The sequence below is a fragment of the Lysinibacillus pakistanensis genome (genome assembly GCF_030123245.1).
In the GTDB taxonomy this organism is placed as follows: domain Bacteria; phylum Bacillota; class Bacilli; order Bacillales_A; family Planococcaceae; genus Lysinibacillus; species Lysinibacillus pakistanensis.
Map to the genome: position 1 here is coordinate 1,435,611 of NZ_CP126101.1, position 19,069 is coordinate 1,454,679.

General features: G+C 37.2%; 17 protein-coding genes and 1 riboswitch. Of the genes, 13 read left to right on the forward strand and 4 right to left on the reverse strand.

Features of this window, described 5'->3' with window-relative positions; translation table 11 throughout:
• The first annotated feature begins 18 nt into the window (after positions 1-18).
• The 13 genes from QNH24_RS06750 to QNH24_RS06810 all read left to right on the forward strand — a co-directional run bounded on the left by QNH24_RS06750 (position 19) and on the right by QNH24_RS06810 (position 14,819).
• A complete protein-coding gene (locus tag QNH24_RS06750; protein ID WP_283871317.1) occupies positions 19-798 on the forward strand; it encodes a segregation/condensation protein A in 780 nt (259 codons plus the stop codon).
• Positions 770-1,363, forward strand: coding sequence for an SMC-Scp complex subunit ScpB (gene scpB, locus QNH24_RS06755; RefSeq protein WP_283872760.1), 594 nt, complete (start codon positions 770-772; stop codon positions 1,361-1,363). The genes QNH24_RS06750 and scpB overlap by 29 nt, the downstream gene beginning before the upstream one ends.
• A 201-nt stretch (positions 1,364-1,564) precedes the next feature.
• Positions 1,565-2,635, forward strand: a complete 1,071-nt coding sequence (locus QNH24_RS06760; RefSeq protein WP_283871318.1) for a D-alanyl-D-alanine carboxypeptidase family protein — start codon at positions 1,565-1,567, stop codon at positions 2,633-2,635.
• A gap of 326 nt (positions 2,636-2,961) precedes the next feature.
• Positions 2,962-3,693: a pseudouridine synthase gene (locus tag QNH24_RS06765; protein ID WP_283871319.1), complete on the forward strand. Its 732-nt coding sequence runs from the start codon at positions 2,962-2,964 to the stop codon at positions 3,691-3,693.
• 318 nt (positions 3,694-4,011) lie between these two features.
• A complete protein-coding gene (gene resA / locus QNH24_RS06770) occupies positions 4,012-4,551 on the forward strand; it encodes a thiol-disulfide oxidoreductase ResA (RefSeq protein ID WP_283871320.1) in 540 nt (179 codons plus the stop codon).
• Between the two features lie 6 nt (positions 4,552-4,557).
• Positions 4,558-6,231, forward strand: coding sequence for a cytochrome c biogenesis protein ResB (gene resB, locus QNH24_RS06775; RefSeq protein ID WP_283871321.1), 1,674 nt, complete (start codon positions 4,558-4,560; stop codon positions 6,229-6,231).
• Complete coding sequence (gene ccsB / locus QNH24_RS06780) at positions 6,228-7,415, forward strand: c-type cytochrome biogenesis protein CcsB (RefSeq protein WP_283871322.1); 1,188 nt, start codon at positions 6,228-6,230, stop codon at positions 7,413-7,415. The genes resB and ccsB overlap by 4 nt, the downstream gene beginning before the upstream one ends.
• Before the next feature lie 260 nt (positions 7,416-7,675).
• The gene (locus tag QNH24_RS06785; RefSeq protein ID WP_049668637.1) at positions 7,676-8,392 is read left to right on the forward strand and encodes a response regulator transcription factor; all 717 of its coding nucleotides are present in this window, start codon (positions 7,676-7,678) and stop codon (positions 8,390-8,392) included.
• Positions 8,385-10,160, forward strand: coding sequence for an ATP-binding protein (locus QNH24_RS06790; RefSeq protein ID WP_283871323.1), 1,776 nt, complete (start codon positions 8,385-8,387; stop codon positions 10,158-10,160). Before QNH24_RS06785 ends, QNH24_RS06790 begins: the two co-directional genes overlap by 8 nt.
• Before the next feature lie 89 nt (positions 10,161-10,249).
• Positions 10,250-10,783: an RNA polymerase sigma factor SigX gene (gene sigX / locus QNH24_RS06795; RefSeq protein WP_376781218.1), complete on the forward strand. Its 534-nt coding sequence runs from the start codon at positions 10,250-10,252 to the stop codon at positions 10,781-10,783.
• Positions 10,780-12,063, forward strand: a complete 1,284-nt coding sequence (locus QNH24_RS06800) for an RNA polymerase subunit sigma (protein ID WP_283871324.1) — start codon at positions 10,780-10,782, stop codon at positions 12,061-12,063. The genes sigX and QNH24_RS06800 overlap by 4 nt, the downstream gene beginning before the upstream one ends.
• A gap of 189 nt (positions 12,064-12,252) precedes the next feature.
• Positions 12,253-12,441, forward strand: a riboswitch (FMN riboswitch).
• A gap of 218 nt (positions 12,442-12,659) precedes the next feature.
• Positions 12,660-13,247, forward strand: coding sequence for an ECF transporter S component (locus QNH24_RS06805; RefSeq protein WP_054772220.1), 588 nt, complete (start codon positions 12,660-12,662; stop codon positions 13,245-13,247).
• 225 nt (positions 13,248-13,472) lie between these two features.
• Positions 13,473-14,819, forward strand: a complete 1,347-nt coding sequence (locus QNH24_RS06810; RefSeq protein ID WP_283871325.1) for a sodium-dependent transporter — start codon at positions 13,473-13,475, stop codon at positions 14,817-14,819.
• A gap of 65 nt (positions 14,820-14,884) precedes the next feature.
• Here the strand turns inward: QNH24_RS06810 and QNH24_RS06815 are convergent, their stop codons facing one another.
• The 4 genes from QNH24_RS06815 to QNH24_RS06830 form a co-directional block, all read right to left on the reverse strand.
• Positions 14,885-15,271: an STAS domain-containing protein gene (locus QNH24_RS06815; protein WP_283871326.1), complete on the reverse strand. Its 387-nt coding sequence runs from the start codon at positions 15,269-15,271 to the stop codon at positions 14,885-14,887.
• Positions 15,272-15,413: 142 nt separating this feature from the next.
• Entirely contained in the window at positions 15,414-17,108 is a 1,695-nt protein-coding gene (locus QNH24_RS06820; RefSeq protein ID WP_283871327.1) for a methyl-accepting chemotaxis protein, read from the reverse strand.
• A gap of 78 nt (positions 17,109-17,186) precedes the next feature.
• On the reverse strand, positions 17,187-17,618 hold the full coding sequence (locus QNH24_RS06825) for an ATP-binding protein (RefSeq protein ID WP_283872764.1): 432 nt from the start codon (positions 17,616-17,618) through the stop codon (positions 17,187-17,189).
• Between the two features lie 6 nt (positions 17,619-17,624).
• On the reverse strand, positions 17,625-18,755 hold the full coding sequence (locus QNH24_RS06830; protein WP_283871328.1) for a SpoIIE family protein phosphatase: 1,131 nt from the start codon (positions 18,753-18,755) through the stop codon (positions 17,625-17,627).
• Positions 18,756-19,069 lie beyond the last annotated feature (314 nt).

A 19,069-nucleotide genomic window follows, 5' to 3' on the forward strand; every position in this document is an offset into this window, starting at 1 on the left:
ACACAGGGTGGTAAAACAATGTCTTATGAAGTAAAATTAGATGCCTTTTCAGGGCCTCTTGATTTATTATTGCATTTAATTCACAGACTGGAAATTGATATCTATGATATCCCAATGGCTGAAATTACTCAACAATATATTGACCATATACATGCTATGCAAGTACTGGAGTTAAATGAGGCTAGTGAATATTTAGTGATGGCTGCAACATTACTGGCCATTAAAAGCCGTATGCTTTTACCAATTCATGAAGGTGAGCTGGAGGATGCAGAATTGGAAGTGGATGGACCAGACCCACGTGAGGAACTTGTACAACGTTTAATTGAGTACAAGAAATATAAGGAAGCAGCTAGTAATCTGCAAGAGCTTGAAACAGACCGAGCACAGGTATTTACACGACCACCAGCAGATTTATCAGGGCTGGCCTCAGATGAACAAATGGCGTTATTTGATATGAATATCAACATCTATGATATGCTTGGTGCCTTTCAAAAGCTGATGCGTCGGAAGAAATTAAAAAAACCATTAAAGACAACTGTTGCGAGACAGGAGCGTTCAGTGAGTGACCAAATGCGGTCAGTTGTTGATTCATTACGTTCCACAGGTGGACGTGCATCATTTTTCGAGCTTTTTCCCTATGAAGATAAGCCAACGCTTATTCTGACGTTTTTATCACTACTTGAGCTGATGAAACGTCAGGTCGTCATCGTAGAGCAAGACGGTAACTTTGAAGAATTAACGGTTACCTTACAGAAGGAGGATTGGGATGATGACGAAAACAATGATGCTACAGAGTAGAATTGAAGCTTTATTATTTGTTGTCGGAGATGATGGCTTAACCATTAAACAATTATCACAGCTACTAGGCGAGGCCGAAGAACTGGTTGTACAGGCTATGCAGGCATTACGTGCAAACTATGAAGAGGATTTAGCGAGGGGCATAACTGTCAAAGAGATGGCAGGCGTTTATCAGCTAATAACAAAATCCGAACTAGCAGAGTCTATTCAAAGATTAGTAGAAAACCCTACTGTTCAATCATTATCTCAAGCGTCACTTGAGGTACTTGCGATTGTGGCCTATAAGCAGCCGATTACACGTGTAGCCATAGAAGATTTACGCGGTGTGAAGTGTGAAAGACCTATACAAACGCTTGTTTCTAGAGGATTAATTAAAGAGGTTGGCCGTTCAGAAGGGACAGGTCGTGCAATTCTTTATGGTACCACAAAAGAATTTTTAAACTACTTTGGTTTAAATAGTATTGAAGAAATGCCACCTCTACCTGAAGAGGATAACGTGGAAACAGAGCAGGAAACAGACTTATTTATGACGAAATTTCAAGAAACTTTTAATGGAGTAAAGTAATATTTAAGGCATATCAAACATTACTTTCAACATAAATATGTATCTAACAAAACATCTAGTAAAATCCTTTTAAATGGAAGCTAAGATCGTTTTTTTAGAGGTTCCATTAGTTGAGCTATCAAATGGTTGGAAAAAACCTACCATTAGATCGGATTTCATATTATTTATATTTTCCTATTACTTTTAATAAGGAGTGGCTCGTTGCTTCGGTTAGTACGTGTACTATTGTTTATGTTAGTCGGGTTAATACTTATGCTTCCGCAAACCAGCCTAGCAAGAGGAGGGAGCGGATATGCTGTCCTAGATGGGGATACGGGCCGTGTTTTATTAGAATCAAATAGTGATGCACGGCTACCCATTGCAAGTCTAACAAAAATTTGGACAGCGCTTGTTGCTATTGAAAATAGCAATCTACAGGATGAAGTGGTTATTTCACCAAGGGCTGCAATGGCAGAAGGCTCATCAATTTACTTGCAAGCAGGTGAAAAGGTGACGGTTGAAACGTTATTATATGGTTTAATGCTACGCTCAGGAAATGATGCAGCCACGGCTTTAGCAGAGCATGCTGGAGGGTCAGTAGAGGGATTTGTCAAATTAATGAATGAGCGAGCTGTTATATCCGGTCTCACAAATACCGTTTTTATGAACCCTTCTGGCTTACACCATGATGAGCATCTATCATCAGCGAGGGATACTGCAGAAATGCTAAGAATTGCCCTTCAAAATAAAACATTCAAGAAAATCGCCTCAACTGTTTTATATCGAGCTAATACAGAAAATGGAATGCTTTGGGAAAATAAACATCGTTTATTGAGAGAGGGAGCAGGGACCGCTGCTGACTTAGATAGCAACAGCAAACTGCCAGTGAGTTCCTTAAAAACTGCAATGGGTTCAGCCTTTGCTGGAAAAACAGGTTTTACAAAGATCGCTGGTCGCACACTTGCTACCGCCTTTCAAAAAGATGGGCAAACCTGTATCGTTGTTACGCTGAATGAACCCGATGATTGGAATGTACATCGTGGGTTAGCTAATAAAGTGTGGGAAGAGTATCACCTTGAGACAGTGGTGAAAAAAGGGAAATATAATGTAAACAAGAAGGTAGCCATTCGTTTAGAGCAACCAATTCGTTTACAGCTAACTAAAGAGGAAAAAGATAATGTAAGGCAAGTGTTACATGTTTCAAGGAAACGTCAGGAGGCTGTTCTATCGATTTTTATTGGTGAGGAACGAATATATGCAAAGGCAGTAACTGTTGAATCAGCGGATCGTTAAAAGCGAGACGCTGATTTTTTTTGACATTCGAACATCCCTTTGAGAAAAAAATTTTAGAAACACAGTCGATTTGTCATTTAAAGAAACGAGCATACTAAACCTGAATAAAAAGGATCTAAAGTAAATTTTAGGTGTTAAAAATTATAGAAATTAGCTAATGAAAAATTATTTCAAATACTCTAATTACTCATTGATAATTAGTTTTTCTTTAATAATACACAAAAGTATGACATAATTTTCACAGATTAGCGGGAAAATTAACCTGATTCTATAAGGTTTATAAATTGGCATGAATGCCAGTGTGAATGAAAACTAGAGGTGAAAGTATGGAGAGATTACAAAAGGTCATTGCGTATGCAGGTGTTGCATCAAGGCGGAAGGCCGAGCAATTGATTTTAGAAGGTAAAGTAAAGGTAAACGGCGTTGTAGTGCGTGAGCTAGGTACAAAGGTGTCCAACTCAGATACGATTGAAGTTGAGGGCGTAAAACTTGAAAAAGAGGATAAGGTTTATTACCTATTATATAAACCTCGTGGAACCATTTCAGCTGTCACAGATGATAAAGGACGCAAAACTGTCACAGATTTATTTAAGCATATTCCGCAACGTATTTTTCCAGTTGGGCGTCTTGATTATGATACATCTGGCCTATTGTTGCTAACAAATGATGGGGAATTTTCCTATATGTTGACACACCCGAAATTTAAAATCGACAAAACTTATATTGCGCGTGTTAAAGGTGTTCCGACGATTGAAGGTTTAAAAAAGCTGCAACGAGGAATTAAGCTAGAGGATGGTAAAACGGCACCAGCGATAGTAAGTATGACCTCCTTTGACGAGAAAGCAGGTAAGGCAATTTGTGAAATTACCATTCACGAAGGGCGAAACCGTCAAGTGCGTCGAATGTTTGAGGCAATTGGTACACCTGTTGTCAAATTAAAACGTGAGCGCTTTGCCTTTTTAGATTTATATGGCCTGGCACCTGGAGAGTATCGTGAATTGACAAAGCATGAAGTAAAGCAATTAAGAGTGTTAGCAGAGACAGGGAAAATCGGTTAATTGAACATAAACCAGTAGAAAGTGAGCATACCACTATCCGTATGGTAATGTTTTCACTTTCTTAGTGGTGTAATCGTTCATAAATCATTCATAATTATTAGCTAAGCGTTTTTGAATCATTTTGCTATAATAGGTGAGAACAGTACACCTACATTAAGTTTAGAAGTATTCACTTCTGACTGGTAGCTTAGGCGTAGAAGCAATTGCATTGTATAGAATTCGACAAACATAAAAGCTTTTAATAAGGAATCTATACATATTTTATAAAAGCTTAGCGTCAAAAAATGTTACTCTAAGCCGTATAGGGGGTTTATTAACTTGGAGAAAAAGAAAAAACGTCTCGTCATCCGTACCATTATTTTAGCAGTTTTGGTCTTTGCAATTGGGTACACTGTATATGGAACAGCGACAAAGGAGAAGGTAGAGTTAGTAGCAATAGGCTCTGAAGCACCAGACTTCACGTTAGTAGATTTAAACGGTGAGAAACATAAACTGTCTGATTATAAAGGGCAGGGGGTATTTTTGAACTTCTGGGGAACTTGGTGTAAGCCATGTGAAAAGGAAATGCCTGCAATGGACCGTCAGTATAAAGGTTTTAAAGATCAAGGTGTACAAACATTGGCTGTCAATATTGCACAAACAGATTTTGAAGTACAGAATTTTGTCGATAGATACGACTTAACATTCCCAGTAGTTATTGACAAAACGAAAAGTGTTATGACTGCCTACAATGTTGGACAATTACCAGCAACGGTTCTTATTGATCCAGATGGTAAGGTAGCAAAAATTATTACGGGTGAAATGACGGAGGCAAATATCGCTTCGTACATGGAATTAGTGAAGCCGAATAAGGAGTAAATGACTATGGAAAATATCATTTGTGCTTGTGGTCATAGTAACCCATATGGCACGAAGCTCTGTGAAAAATGTGGTCGCCCTTTAACTGAGGAAGGTAAGCAAACAAAAGTTGTTGATATGCGTTATGATGGATCAGCAATTCGATCAAAAACATACAACAAAACATTTATCGATAAAATTTGGAATTTTTTCTCAAGTGTAAAAGTAGGAATCGCCCTTATTATTATCACTTTGGTCGCAGCATCCATCGGAACTATTCTACCGCAAGAGATATATGTAAATGCTCCGGATGCAGGGAAGGCCGAATATTATGAGAAAGTCTACGGCTGGTTTGGAAAACTTTATAATTATTTAGGATTATCTGATTTGTATAGCACTTGGTGGTTCCAAATCTTGGTTGGGATGCTAGCTATATCGATCATTGTTGCAAGCTTAGACCGTGGGATACCATTGCATAAGTCTTTGAAAAATCAACGTGTTAAACGGCATGAAAGTTTCTTGAAACGTCAACGCATTATAGCAGAAGGACAAGTTTCAAATCCTGAGGAAACACTCGAAAAAGTTCAGCAAAAAATGACTGACTTAAAATATAATGTTCGACGTGATGGAAGCGCACTTTTAGCAGAACGCGGCCGTTTTTCTAGGTATGGCCCATACATAAACCATGTCGGCCTTATTATTTTTTTAGCAGGTGTCATGATACGTTTAGTACCTGGCTTTTACGTAGATGAGTCGATTTGGATTCGTGAAGGTGAGACAAGAGCTATACCAGGGATGGAAGGCTATTTTATTAAAAATAATAAATTTATTTTAGAAACTCATAACAACAAGCCACAGGGTGAGCAAGTGGCACAAGGTGTCAATGTAGTAGCGAAAAACTTCCAAACTGATGTCACATTGTACAAACAACCTGAAGGCTCCCTTCCTGGTGACTTAGATAATCTTGAAAAGGTGAGAGATTACTCAGTTCGCGTGAACCATCCTTTAAAAGAAGAGGGTTTTGCTTTATATCAAATGAATTACCGACTGAATGAATTGAAGCAGATGAATTTTGATTTGGTGAATAAAGAAACTGGCGAATCACTTGGTAAGGCTGAAATTGATCTAACAAATCCTAAAAAGGAATATGACTTAGGAAATGGTTCCTCCGTACAGATTCTAGTTTATACACCAGATTTTTCTGGTTTTGAGAATGGGGAACCACAAACGAAAACTTCTATCCCTAATAATCCAGCATTTTTATTTAAAATGAAAACACCTGAAACACCAGAGGGAGAGGTAAGTTTTGTTGAAATTATGAAGCCGCCCCTTGAACCGCTTGGAGAAAATAAATATCGAATGAAATTTGCTAGTGCTGACACACGAAATACAGCAAACTTTACCATACGTAAAGATAGTACAATACCTATTTTATTTGTAGGGGGTATTATTTTCATGATTGGTGTAGCAATTGGTTCGTATTGGAATCACCGACGTTTATGGTTACAGGTAGACCCAGATGGAAAAGTGATCATGGCAGCTCATGTCAATAAAAATATGTTCAGCATGAAGAAAGATTTAGATGCTGTTTCATCCTTCGCTGATTTACCGCCGTATATAGATCAGCTTGAAAAATCAGAAGATGTCGAGAAGTCGACAAAACCAGCCATTACTAAAAAGGAAGGTGACAACACCTTATGAGTTTGATTGATATAAGCGGAAATCTATTGTATGTAGCATTTATAGCTTATCTTGTGGCAACATTATTCTTTGGTGGCTCGATTAAGCAAGCAAATGCTACAGGCAAAAATACAGATAAATGGGGCAAGCTTGCTATTGCTATAACTATCATTGGTTTCCTTTCGCAGCTCGGGTATTTTATTACTCGTTGGATTCATACAGGGCATGCACCTGTTAGTAACATGTTTGAATTTACAACAGCCTTTGGTATGTTCATCGTTGCTGCATTTATTTTGATTTACTTTATTTATCGCATGACAGCATTAGGATTAGTGGCATTACCTGTGGCACTTTTAATTATTGCCTATGCAGCGATGTTCCCGAACGAAGTAAGTCCATTAGTACCATCTTTGCAAAGTCATTGGCTAACAATTCATGTTATTACAGCGGCTTTGGGTCAATCTATTTTGGCAATAAGTGCAGTAGCTGGGCTTATTTATTTATTAAAAGTAGTAGATGTTACGAAGCCTACTAAAGAACGTTTTTGGTTAGAAACTGTGATGTTTTGCTTAGTAGTAGTAGTTGGCTTTGTCATTGCTACGTCTACATTTAATGCAATGGATTATGAATCTAAGTATTCTTATGTGGATAAAGAAGGTACGGAGCGTCAAATTACTTATAATATGCCACCAATATTTGGGATGAATGAATTTAAAGCGATTGAAGAACATGGTATGTCGCCAATTGTAGAAATGCCTTCACTTATTAATGCGAAGAAATTAACAACGGTTGTTTGGTCATTATTAGTAGGATCCATTTTATACTTATTAATTCGTTTAATTGCACGACGACGTATTAGCGCAATATTCCAACCATTTGTTAAACGTGTCAATTTACAATTAGTAGATGAAATCGGTTACCGTTCCGTATTAATTGGTTTCCCAGTATTTACATTAGGAGCTTTAATCTTTGCGATGATTTGGGCACAAATTGCCTGGAGCCGTTTCTGGGGATGGGATCCTAAAGAGGTATGGGCGCTTATCACATGGCTATTTTATGCAGCATTCTTACATTTACGCCTTTCAAAAGGCTGGGAAGGTAAAAAGTCTGCTTGGTTGGCATTAATTGGCTTCGGTATTATCTTATTTAACCTAATTGCTGTTAACTTAATTCTTGCAGGCTTACACTCATACGCGTCAAACTAAAGCGAAACCAGTACTTAGGGTAGAGGAATTTAAGCTTATACCTATATCTACTATGAAAACGCTTGTATAATAACGTCCTGTCTACATTAAGAGTTTGCAGGATGAGCTAGTATGGAAGCACATATGAGATTTTCAACGTCGCTAGTATTAGAAAGATAAGCCTTCTTGCTTGTGGCAAGAGGGCTTTCTTTTCTTTTCAATATGTGTCGAACCATGTACAATAGAATGTAGAGAAAGATTGGAAGAGAGGGATCGTGAAAGTGTCAGAAAATATTTCAGTGTTAGTAGTAGATGACGAGGATCGAATTCGACGCTTATTAAAAATGTATTTGGAGCGTGAAGGGTACCTTGTAGACGAAGCAGAAAATGGTGAACAAGCGATCGAAAAATCTTTAGAAAAAGAGTATCACTGTATTTTACTAGATATCATGATGCCTGAAAAAGACGGACTTGAAGTATGTGCAGAAATCCGTGAACGTGCAGCAACACCAATTATCTTATTAACTGCTAAGGGCGAAGAAGCAAACCGTGTACAGGGCTTTGAGCTTGGGGCAGATGATTATATTGTAAAACCATTTAGTCCACGTGAGGTAGTATTACGTGTGAAGGCTATTTTACGCCGTTCACAGGCATTCTCACCTTCGACAAATGCATCCTCCTCTAAAGATTTGGTTGTATTCCAGCATTTAATGATTGATCATGATGCCCATCGTGTAACAGCAGAGGGAATTGAGGTAAATTTAACACCGAAGGAGTATGAATTGCTTTATTTCCTAGCGAAATCACCAGATAAAGTATTTGACCGTGAACAATTACTTAAAGAAGTGTGGCATTATGATTTCTTTGGAGATTTACGTACCGTGGATACCCATGTTAAGCGCTTACGTGAAAAGCTTAATCGAGTATCTGAAAACGCTGCAAAGATGATTGTCACTGTTTGGGGCGTTGGCTACAAATTTGAGGTTGTCAATGAATAGAATATGGAATAGTGTTGTCGGGAAGCTATGGGTAACCATATTGCTTCTCGTTTCATTTGTATTATTTGTTTTCACGGTTTTGATGCTCGAATTTCTACAAAATTACCATATGCAGCAAGCAGAGATTTCGTTACGTCAAACTGCTGCAACAGTAGCAAGTATAGTAGATGATAATGAAACAGCAGAGTCAACGTCGGAATTATTAAAAGATATTTTACCCGAAAGCACGAATGCCCTTATTGCTACTGGTGATAACGAAGTATCGTTTGCTTTACAGGAGGGTGTTAATAAAAAAGAAATACAGGATACAATATTAGCGAATAAATCCTTCCATAAAATTTTCCAATCAGATGAACCAATTACGAAAGAAATGATGATGCCATCATCTACAGAAAAGGAAAAAATAGAATCGTATGTTGTCCTTGGCTTCCCATTAAATGTAGAGAATGCGGTGCATGGTGCTGTCTTTATATATCAAAGTCCGGATGCACTTCATAAAACATCGAAAGAAACAACTAAAATTGTCTTTTTATCTGCCTTTATAGCCTTTGTGCTGACGACATTCTTTGCCTTTTTCCTATCCTCACGTATTACCTCGCCATTGCGTAAAATGCGTGAATTAGCGTTTGAAATTTCAAAAGGGAATTTTGAAGCAAAAATGCCAACTACACAAAATGATGAAATTGGTCAGCTTGCCGTTGCCTTTAATCAAATGGGGCGACAATTAAAGCATAATCTAGAAGTAATCAATCAGGAAAATGAACAACTTTCGAATATTTTGACATCGATGACAGATGCAGTCATTACATTTAATCGGGATCGTACAATATTATTAAGTAACCCACCAGCAGAGCGTTTAATGCAAAAATGGTTTGTTAATAAAGGCTCTCAAAGTGCGAAGCCAATTCCACCAGAGCTATACCATATGCTGGATCATGTTCTGATGTTTGAGGATAAATTGGAAGAAGAAATTGAGATGGATGGAAATTATTATACGTTTACGATTAGTCCTCTTTATAGTGGGGAATTGATACGTGGAGCAGTTGCTGTTATTCGTGATATGACAGAGCAGCATCGCTTAGAAAAGCTGCGTTCAGATTTCATAGCTAATGTATCCCATGAGCTTAGAACGCCAATTTCAATGCTTCAGGGCTATTCTGAGGCCTTAATGGATGATGATTTTATTCAGGATCAGGAAGAACGTAACGAGATAACAAAAATTATCTATGATGAATCGAAGCGTATGGGACGTCTAGTAACAGATTTATTGGATCTAGCTCGTATGGAATCGGGGCATATGACACTTTATAAGGATGAGCTCCCAATTAATTCTACATTTGAACGGATAACACAAAAATTTGCTCAAGTCGCTAAAGAGAAGCATGTTCGTCTACTATTTGATAGTGAATTTAATGATGACGCTAGGATAAGTATTGACGAGGATCGGATTGAACAAGTATTAACCAATTTAGTTGACAACGCACTCCGTCATACCGATGAAGGGTCAGTTACTGTCAAAATTGAGCAGGAGCCAACATTTGCAAAAATATCTGTTCAGGATACAGGACATGGCATTCCACATGATGACTTACCTTATGTTTTTGAACGATTTTATAAAGCCGACAAAGCCCGAACGCGTTCTAAAGGCGGAACTGGCCTAGGTTTAGCTATTGCTAGAAATATTGTAAAGGCACATTCAGGAACTATTATGGTAGACAGTGTGCTGAAAGAGGGTACGACCTTTACGTTTTATTTACCTTTCGAGTAATTCATATTATTGCCTTTTAGTGGTATTAATTGGCTGTAACTTCTGTAAACATAAAGACGACAAATATTATAGAACGGGGGTGGAGTGCATTGAATGACTCCGTGTTCCATCGACTATACGATGCATACCATCAAGACGTGTTCCAGTTTCTTATTTATTTAGTAAAAAACCGTACACTTGCTGAAGATTTAGCGCACGAGGTTTATGTACGAGTGTTGCGCTCATACGATCAATTTGCAGGAAATAGCAGTGAAAAGACATGGCTATTTGCCATTGCTAAAAATGTTGCAATTGATCACTTTCGGAAGCAGGCAGTACGCCAGAAGCATTCACTTGATTTTTTTGACTGGGAAACGGAACAGCTCCATTCAAACACACCATCACCGGAAGATATGTTGGAAGCCAGTGATGAATTTATGCAGGTAGAGTCTGCACTTGAAAACTGTACAGGAGACCAAAAAATGGTTATCATTATGCGCTACTTTCAAGATTTATCGATTGCAGAAACAGCACAAATACTAGATTGGACAGAAGCGAAGGTAAAAACGACGCAGCATCGTGCCATCAAATTTTTGAGGCAACAGCTACAACAGGTTAGAGAACAGGAGGCGAAACGGCAATGACACATAACCAGTTTGATGATGACCAGCTAGAACATGTATTGAACAATGCCCCTAAGCTTTCTGACCGCCGTTCTAAAGAAGAAATATTAAATCGATTATTGGCAGATGCCCGCTTGCAGGATAATGTTCATCTACAAGAAGCCATCCAGCAGCCAATAGAAGAAATGTCAGCCCAAGAACAACAGCAAAGTACAGAAACAACAAAGCCCAAAAACCGTAAATGGCCAATCTTTATGAGTGTTGCCGCTGTTTTCGCATTAACAGTAGGTGTAGGCTCTATGTTTATGAATAATAATCATTCTAAGCTAGATCAGGCGACGGCACCTGACATTGCACCATATTCTACTATGGAAGATGCGCCAGCTGCCAAAAGTGCTGAAAATCATGATAATTTTTTGGATTCGAGCATTGTTGCAGAACATGCTAAAATTATGTCTTTACGTACCTCGGTGTATGAGGAAGACTTAACGGATGCCGTTGTCTTCCGCATTGGTTTAGCAAGCAGAGATGTAGAAAGTGTACCAATGACATATGTTATTCCCAATGAGCGAGTTGAAGAAGATTTTGGGAAAGAAAAACCTTCTACATTACAAATGTATAAAAAGTATGCACCACAAATTGAAGAGGAAGCAAAAGGCTTTACTAACTATCATCCATATCAAGGTGAATTGAAGGAAAAGGATGATAAGTTGATTCATGTTTTACCTGAGAAAAATGATTATGATGTAGCTTCTGCACCTGTGAATGAGTACAAGGGAACCTTGCAGGATACATTTTCAGACTCTGAATATACAGAGGTTGAGTTTGAAAACGCAGATGGTACGCCATACGAGTTCTCTCAAGAAGGAGAGCCGAGTAAGGCCATGTCGTTAACAGGTCCGAGTCATTTTAATTATTACTTATATAAGGACCATGATAATGGGGCTGAATATTTATCACCTGATTTTCGTCAAACTTTTTCCTCGGTAACAGAAGCGATTACGGTTATGCGCAATAAAAATGATGATGTTTATGTTCCTGTCGTTCCAGAAAATGTGACTTATACTGTGCAAGAGGTTGCTGAGGGTGTAATTGTAACCTTTAAAGATCCTCTTGATTTAACATCAATGGACCCAGTTCGAGCAACACAATTAATCGAAGCAATGATGCTAACGGCTGCAAGCTTTGATAAACAATTACGCCTAGATAATGTAGTTCAGGAAAGCTGGGAAGGCTTTGATTTTAAAAATTTCCTACCCAAGCCAGTTGGCCCAAACAAGCAATATATGGAGACACCATAGAACTTTATGGTGAAGTTTAAGGAGTATTCTCATACATCGACAGTGGGACGAGAATACTCCTTATTGATTTTGATAAATCATCTAACTGTCCATAAAACATACAAATCTAATAGGATTTTTTAAGCAGAACTATTTACTTTTTCTAAATAATTCATTATAGTAAAGCTGTAGAACAAAAATAATATATTGATTCATCTTCGGGGCAGGGTGAAAATCCCGACCGGCGGTAATAGAGTTGTAAATCGCTAATGTGAAAAACATTGGCTCGAATGATTTACCAAAGACTCTTCAGCCCGCGACCTGTGCAAAGTTTTTTGCATGGCTGACTTGGTGTAATTCCAAGGCCGACAGTTAGAGTCTGGATGGGAGAAGATGGAGGTACGATCGTCATTTGTTATTTTACATTGGCTATGAACGAGCGTTTTTTCAATATGGCTTTAAAGTCCGCTCAAAAATAGCTAATTAATGGCGTTTATTAATCATGCCTATTCTCCCTTATGCGAAAAATGCATAAGGGTTTTTTCGTGAATAACATATGATTAGGTCGTAGCCTTTCTTCTTGCGAGATTGAATCAGCAAAGAGGAGAGAGTTTTCAATGAAGAAAAATGTTAAACTTCAATCGTTTATTACGATTGGCATGCTGAGCAGTATTTCGTTTTTATTAATGCTATTTAATTTTCCAATTCCACCATTCCCAGCGTTTTTGGAAGTGGATTTCAGTGATATGCCTGCATTATTAGCAGCCATCACTATGGGACCTGTAGCGGGAATTCTAGTAGAGTTATTTAAAAATGTATTGGATTGGATTTTCTCAGGCACGCCAACGGGAGTACCAGTAGGACATATCGCTAACTTCACAACAGGTATTTTATTTATTTTACCAGTATCCTTTATTTTTAAGCGTTTTAAAAACATTGGGGGTCTTATTGGGGGCTTGGCAGCAGGAACAATCGTTATGGCGGTTGGTATGAGTGTTCTTAACTATGCTGTATTTTTACCGATGTACACGTACTTTTTAGGGATGGAGCCTGTTGTAGGGGATTCATTATATACAATGATTGTGGCTGGAATCTTGCCATTTAATATTGTCAAAGGTATTTTATTAACTGTTATCATGGCTTTATTATTTACAACTATGCGCAAATGGATTGATCGACAGCGTCATATGTATTTAACAAAATAAGATTATATATAACCTCGAGTGATTTCATAGGCTCGAGGTTTTTTTATGGATAGAAATGCGAAAGTGAGGGATAGAACGCTTGAAGTAATGGATAGAAATGCGAAAGTGAAGGATAGAATCTTTGAAATAATGGATAGATTCATCAAATGAACTTAATCTAGTCGAGCCCAGTAATTTCATGTAGAATTAAGAAAGAGTTTAGAAATGCTAGAGGAGTTTGAAGAGATGAGTGAGAAAAAGGGACAATGGTCTAGTAAACTAGGCTTTATTTTGGCATCAGCAGGTGCAGCAATCGGATTAGGGGCAATTTGGAAGCTTCCATATGTTACTGGTCAAAGTGGTGGGGGAGCATTTTTCCTAGTCTTTGTTCTATTTACGTTGTTAATTGGTTTACCGATGCTATTATCAGAATATGTGTTAGGTCGTGGCACCCAATCTGAGGCGGTCACTGCCTATAAAAAAGTGGCACCAACGAAGCCAGGCTGGGCATGGATTGGCCGCATGGGTGTACTGGGTTGTTTTTTATTATTAACTTTTTATAGTGTTGTGGGTGGTTGGATTTTTATTTATAGTGGTCTTGGTGTGGCTGGAACAGTTATTGATCCCGCTAATAACCCTAGTGAACTATTTGGAAAGATTATAGGTACGCCTTGGATTACATTACTTGGTTTAGGGTTATTTACGCTAGCTAATGTACTAGTGATATCTCTTGGTGTACAAAATGGTATAGAAAAGGCCAATAAGTTTATGATGCCACTATTGTTTATTATGTTTATTGTACTTGTTGTCCGAGCAGTAACATTAGACGGGGCAATGGAGGGTGTGAAATTTTTCTTATGGCCAGACTTCTCTAATATTACGGGAAAGGCTATTTTAGAAGCGTTAGGACAATCCTTCTTTGGCTTAGCAGTAGGATTTTCCTGTCTTGTGACCTACAGCTCCTATTTAAAGAAGGATGTAAGCTTACCTAACTCGGCGGGCTCAGTTGTTCTTTTAACGGTACTTGTATCGTTTTTAGCAGGATTAGCGATTTTCCCGGTGGTATTTGCCTTTGATTTAGAGCCAGCTTCTGGACCAGGCTTACTGTTTATGGTGCTACCGACAGCATTTAGCCAAATGCCATTTGGTGAAGTATTCTTAGCGTTGTTTTTATTACTATTTTTATTTGCAACGTTAACATCTTCCTTCAGTTTATATGAAATTATCGTGGCAGCATTTATAGAAAAGGGGCGAATGTCTCGCTCAGCATTAACACTATTATTAGGTATGGTAGTCTTTATTGCTGCAATTCCAGCAGCACTGTCATCTAGTACCTTAGCTGATGTATCATTCTTCGGGAAAACAATTTTTGATACGACAGATTTTCTAGTATCGAATTTAATGCTTCCATTAGGAAATTTATTAATAGCTTTCTTTATTGCACATATAGCCGATAAAGAATTTGTGAAGAAGGAATTACTGATGGGAAGTCAGATGGGGCAGGGGTACTATTCTACATATCGATTATTAATGTTAATTGTAGTACCGATAGTTATTCTTGTTGTTTTACTAAATATGCTTTTACAATATTAAAAAAGCAGGGGTGTATTCCATTCTCAGGAATACACCCTATTGTAATAATGGGGGCAACGATAGGGTTAATATTCGTTAAGTGATAATTCTCCTAACCAGTCTTCTTTAATCATCTTTCTTGCTTGCTCTTCGCTGTTTGTAATAGGAAAAACTTTATCAACCTGTGAAATAGCGAATAAGTTGCGGATGAAATCATCGACGACAATAATGGCGATTTTCTTTTCTTTTAAAGATACTTTTTTGGCAAAGTTGACAATCATTCCAAAGCCAGTACTATCAATATTAGTTACTTTTTGCATATCGATAATATAGCCATGCTTTGTTTCTAAATTAAGCGATTGAAGATCTTTTTTTATATCCTCAATCAGCCCGTATTCTAAATCGCCAGTAAATGCAATTAAGATATAATCAGCCTTTGTGCCAACATCCATCGCAATTTTCTTCTGATTCATACTATAGCGCCTCCACTTTCCTTTTCATGTTTATCGAATAATTTATATTTGGCATTGTGGGAGTCGTGAATGTCCGTATAAGCAAATTGTTTTAATAAACTCCCACTGATTCTAACACACATAGTATCATGTTAAGCCTTAATTAAAACTTAAATTTATTGACTTCGTTTTGTAATTTATCAGCAATTGTTGCTAATTCATCTGAGTTTTGTGTTATCTCAGCTACGGTTGCATATTGCTCCTCGGAGGTAGCGGCGATTTCCTCTGTTGCAGCCGCAGCGTCTTCAATGATGCGAGAAATGTCATGAATAGCTTGTTGAACACCTAAGGAGTTATCATTGACATGCGAAAATGCAGACTTCATTTGTTCAACACCTTTTTCCGTTTCTACAACCTTCTCCACTATCTCTTTTAAGGCAGTTCCTCCCTTGTTGATAATTGTTACTTGCTCCTCTACCGCAAGTAGATTACTTTCCATTGTACGAACTGTTACTGATGTTTCGGCTTGAATATCATTTATAAGATTTGTAATTTGTCCGGATGCCAGGCTTGATTGCTCGGCTAACTGACGTACCTCAGAGGCAACAACCGCAAAGCCTTTTCCTTGATCTCCTGCGCGTGCAGCTTCAATGGCTGCGTTAAGGGCAAGTAAATTTGTTTGCTCTGCAATACCTGTAATCACGGTGATAATACCACCAATTTCTTCAGAGCGTTTACCTAGTTTTTGAATAGAGTCTGTTGCATAAGAGACTGTTTGCGTTACAGCACTTAAATGCTTAATTGCTTCATTAATCGCTTCTTCTCCTTTACGTGCAATTTTCGATGATTCTATGGCACTAGTCAAGGTCATTTCAGCTTTTTGTAAACTACTCGATGCTTCTTCGATTGTTTTTTGCATCATTGTTACAATTTGCTCAGCTTGATCGGATTGTGTTGTTGTTCCAACTGCAATTTCATTCATCGTTAATGCAATTTGATTAGAAGCCTCGCTTGTTTGGTGTGATGATTCAGCCAATGAGTGGGAAGAGTTAGCGATCTGATTAGCGCTGCCAGCCACAATTGTTATCGTTTTTGTTAAACGGTCTTTCATATTACTAAATGCTTGTGCTAAATCTGCTATCTCATCTTTGCCTTTAGGATTTAATAATTTTACATTCAAATTTAAATCTGCAAGCTCTTGGGCATTGGAACTTAGGATATTAATTGGATTAATGATTTGTCGTTGTAAAAACCAACTAATACCAACAATTAATAGAATGGCAATCCCTAAGGAAACGGCTATATTTTCAAGGGCAGATTTTGTTGCAATGCTTATATAAGGAGCTGTTGGAACGGCTGTTGCCCATACGCCTATTACATCTCCTTTGCTATCTAAAATAGGGTCATAGGCTCCCTGGTGCATGCTTCCTAAAACACTGGCTGAACCAATAAAACGTTTTTTTTCTCCTAATACTACAGTGGCAACTTCGTCAGATACTTTCGTATTTAAGGCACGCTGTCCGTTTTCAACTATATTAGTACTAATTCGTGTATCTTTTTGGAAGATTGATACAGCATTACCGTTTGTTAGCTCTCCGACTTTATCAGCGATTTCAAAATTCTCAACCATATTGACATCGCCTTTATATAATTGATTATTTTTGATGGACCAATCTCCAGGGAATTTTGCATTTAAATATTCATAGCTTACCTGAATATCTGATAGTAGCTTAGTATTAGCGCTTTCTAAAAGATTTTTTTTCGCAACATAATAATTTATTCCTGCTAAAAGTGAGGTAAGTAGTAATATACAACTAAAGATTAGCAGGCTTATTTTTTTTCGGATTGACACTCTCATTAAAACTCCTCCCAATTATACGTTTATAGGGTGTGATGTTGAATCTTATTCCAGAGTTGAGTAATGTTTAAAGATTCATCAAAGCCCTTCATTTATATATATTTTTTTTGAGATACCAACTAAAAATTTTGTTTCCGAAATATGCTCAAACCAAATATCGTCAACCATATTTTTAACAAAAAATAAACCACGCCCACGATCTGAATAATCAAGTTCATTTAAATCGTATTGAAGAACCTTATCCCAATCATTTTCAGCTATCCCTTTTGCCTCATCTGTAACAGTTACTTTTATTTCTTCATTGGATTGGTATACATGTATTTGAATTTCCTTTTCTGAGCATGCATCAATTTTCCCCATTGCTTCAACAGCATTTATAACTAATTCATGTACAACAAAGCGTAATTCTTTTTTATAAGGTAGATTATAAACATTTGCATAATTGTCCATAACTTGGTCTACGAATGCTATAGCTTGTGTATCAGGATTTACATTGAGCGTGAATTTCATCACCAATCACCTACCCTGTAATGTAATTGTTATTGAAACTACTGTTATATCATCGCTGTGATCATTGTCGAATAAATTGTATTTTTGAGAAAATTTTTGTAAGGCATAGCTATTTTCTTGTGAGGCATAGGAATGGAAAAAATCCATATCGATATTGTGTTGTTTATTTAATGTCAATAATCCATCCGTATAAAGTATAATGCGATGCCAGCCAGATAAAGGAATTGTTTTTTTTATGATAGGAATTGTAGGAAATAGACCAAGAATGGGTGTGTTCGCTTGGAGAAATACTGTCTCTCCGTACTTTCCAAATAAAAAACCAGCTGGATGGGCTGCATTCACATAGTGTAATGTTCCATTTTTTGTATCAATTAGTATGTAGATAGCCGTCATTAAAAAACGGTCCATATCTTCATCAGAAAAAAGCTCGTAAATTTGACGATTCAGCTCCCGAATAACTGTTACAGGATCGATTAATTTTGTAATCATGCCTTTTAACAGAGATCGAACGGACATGGTAACAAGTGATGCGGCGATGCCATGCCCCATAGCATCATATAAAAGAATAGCCGTCAAATGTTCATTAATCTTGAACCAACAGTACATGTCACCTCCTAATGTATTGGATGTAACATAAAGCCCATCAATCTGGATGTACTCGAGATTTAATGGTGGTGATAAAGCGTTTTTTTGAAACTTTTTTGCGACGATTAAGTCTTTTTGAATCATGCTTTCTTGCTGCCTTCGAAGTTTTGCTTCATTTTGATATTTTGTGGCTACTTGAATTCGAGTTTTAAATTGTGTGAAATCAAATGGCTTTAAAATAAAATCAAATATTCCGGCCTCAAAAACTCTATCAATCGTAATTGTTTTTTCATAAGTAGTAGCAAGAAGGATTGGGACATCAATCCAGTTTATTAAACGATTAATTTGCTGACATATTTCTTCGCAATTTTTAAGTGTTAATTTTGCATCGAGAATAATTAATTCCAGCTCTTCTTTCAAAGAATCTATTAAATAATTCATTGCTGCATCAGGGGAGGTAAAGCAATGAATATCTTTGATGTCTATACGATGAAAATATTTTTGTAGACGCAATACATCATTATTTACGCCGCCAATAATTAGTACTGACATACTTCTTACATTCACCGCCTTATGTATCTTTTATAGAAGATTTTTAGGAATTTTAAGTTTCATTATAACTATATTATATACGCCTTATTTACTTGGCTGATGAACAATATAGAAATTCTAATTTGCTATAAATTTACCAATAAATATGGCATTATACAAGACTATTGTGATATAAAATACGGAAATATTATTTCTTATTTAAATTCTATAAAACAGATTATGAAAATCTTTGTTGTAAAGCTTTCGTTCATATGTAAAAGGAATCTTAAATGAGGGCTCTTTATATCTATAAAAAAGATAAATATCTTCGAAAA

What these genes read in the sequence shown, in the direction of transcription:
- QNH24_RS06750 (WP_283871317.1), top strand. Translation starts at nt 19, where the DNA reads ATGTCTTATGAAGTAAAATTAGATGCCTTTTCAGGGCCTCTTGATTTA.
- scpB (WP_283872760.1), top strand. Translation starts at nt 770, where the DNA reads ATGACGAAAACAATGATGCTACAGAGTAGAATTGAAGCTTTATTATTT.
- QNH24_RS06765 (WP_283871319.1), top strand. Translation starts at nt 2,962, where the DNA reads ATGGAGAGATTACAAAAGGTCATTGCGTATGCAGGTGTTGCATCAAGG.
- resB (WP_283871321.1), top strand. Translation starts at nt 4,558, where the DNA reads ATGGAAAATATCATTTGTGCTTGTGGTCATAGTAACCCATATGGCACG.
- ccsB (WP_283871322.1), top strand. Translation starts at nt 6,228, where the DNA reads ATGAGTTTGATTGATATAAGCGGAAATCTATTGTATGTAGCATTTATA.
- QNH24_RS06790 (WP_283871323.1), top strand. Translation starts at nt 8,385, where the DNA reads ATGAATAGAATATGGAATAGTGTTGTCGGGAAGCTATGGGTAACCATA.
- QNH24_RS06800 (WP_283871324.1), top strand. Translation starts at nt 10,780, where the DNA reads ATGACACATAACCAGTTTGATGATGACCAGCTAGAACATGTATTGAAC.
- QNH24_RS06805 (WP_054772220.1), top strand. Translation starts at nt 12,660, where the DNA reads ATGAAGAAAAATGTTAAACTTCAATCGTTTATTACGATTGGCATGCTG.
- QNH24_RS06810 (WP_283871325.1), top strand. Translation starts at nt 13,473, where the DNA reads ATGAGTGAGAAAAAGGGACAATGGTCTAGTAAACTAGGCTTTATTTTG.
- QNH24_RS06815 (WP_283871326.1), bottom strand. Translation starts at nt 15,271, where the DNA reads ATGAATCAGAAGAAAATTGCGATGGATGTTGGCACAAAGGCTGATTAT.
- QNH24_RS06820 (WP_283871327.1), bottom strand. Translation starts at nt 17,108, where the DNA reads ATGAGAGTGTCAATCCGAAAAAAAATAAGCCTGCTAATCTTTAGTTGT.
- QNH24_RS06825 (WP_283872764.1), bottom strand. Translation starts at nt 17,618, where the DNA reads ATGAAATTCACGCTCAATGTAAATCCTGATACACAAGCTATAGCATTC.
- QNH24_RS06830 (WP_283871328.1), bottom strand. Translation starts at nt 18,755, where the DNA reads ATGTCAGTACTAATTATTGGCGGCGTAAATAATGATGTATTGCGTCTA.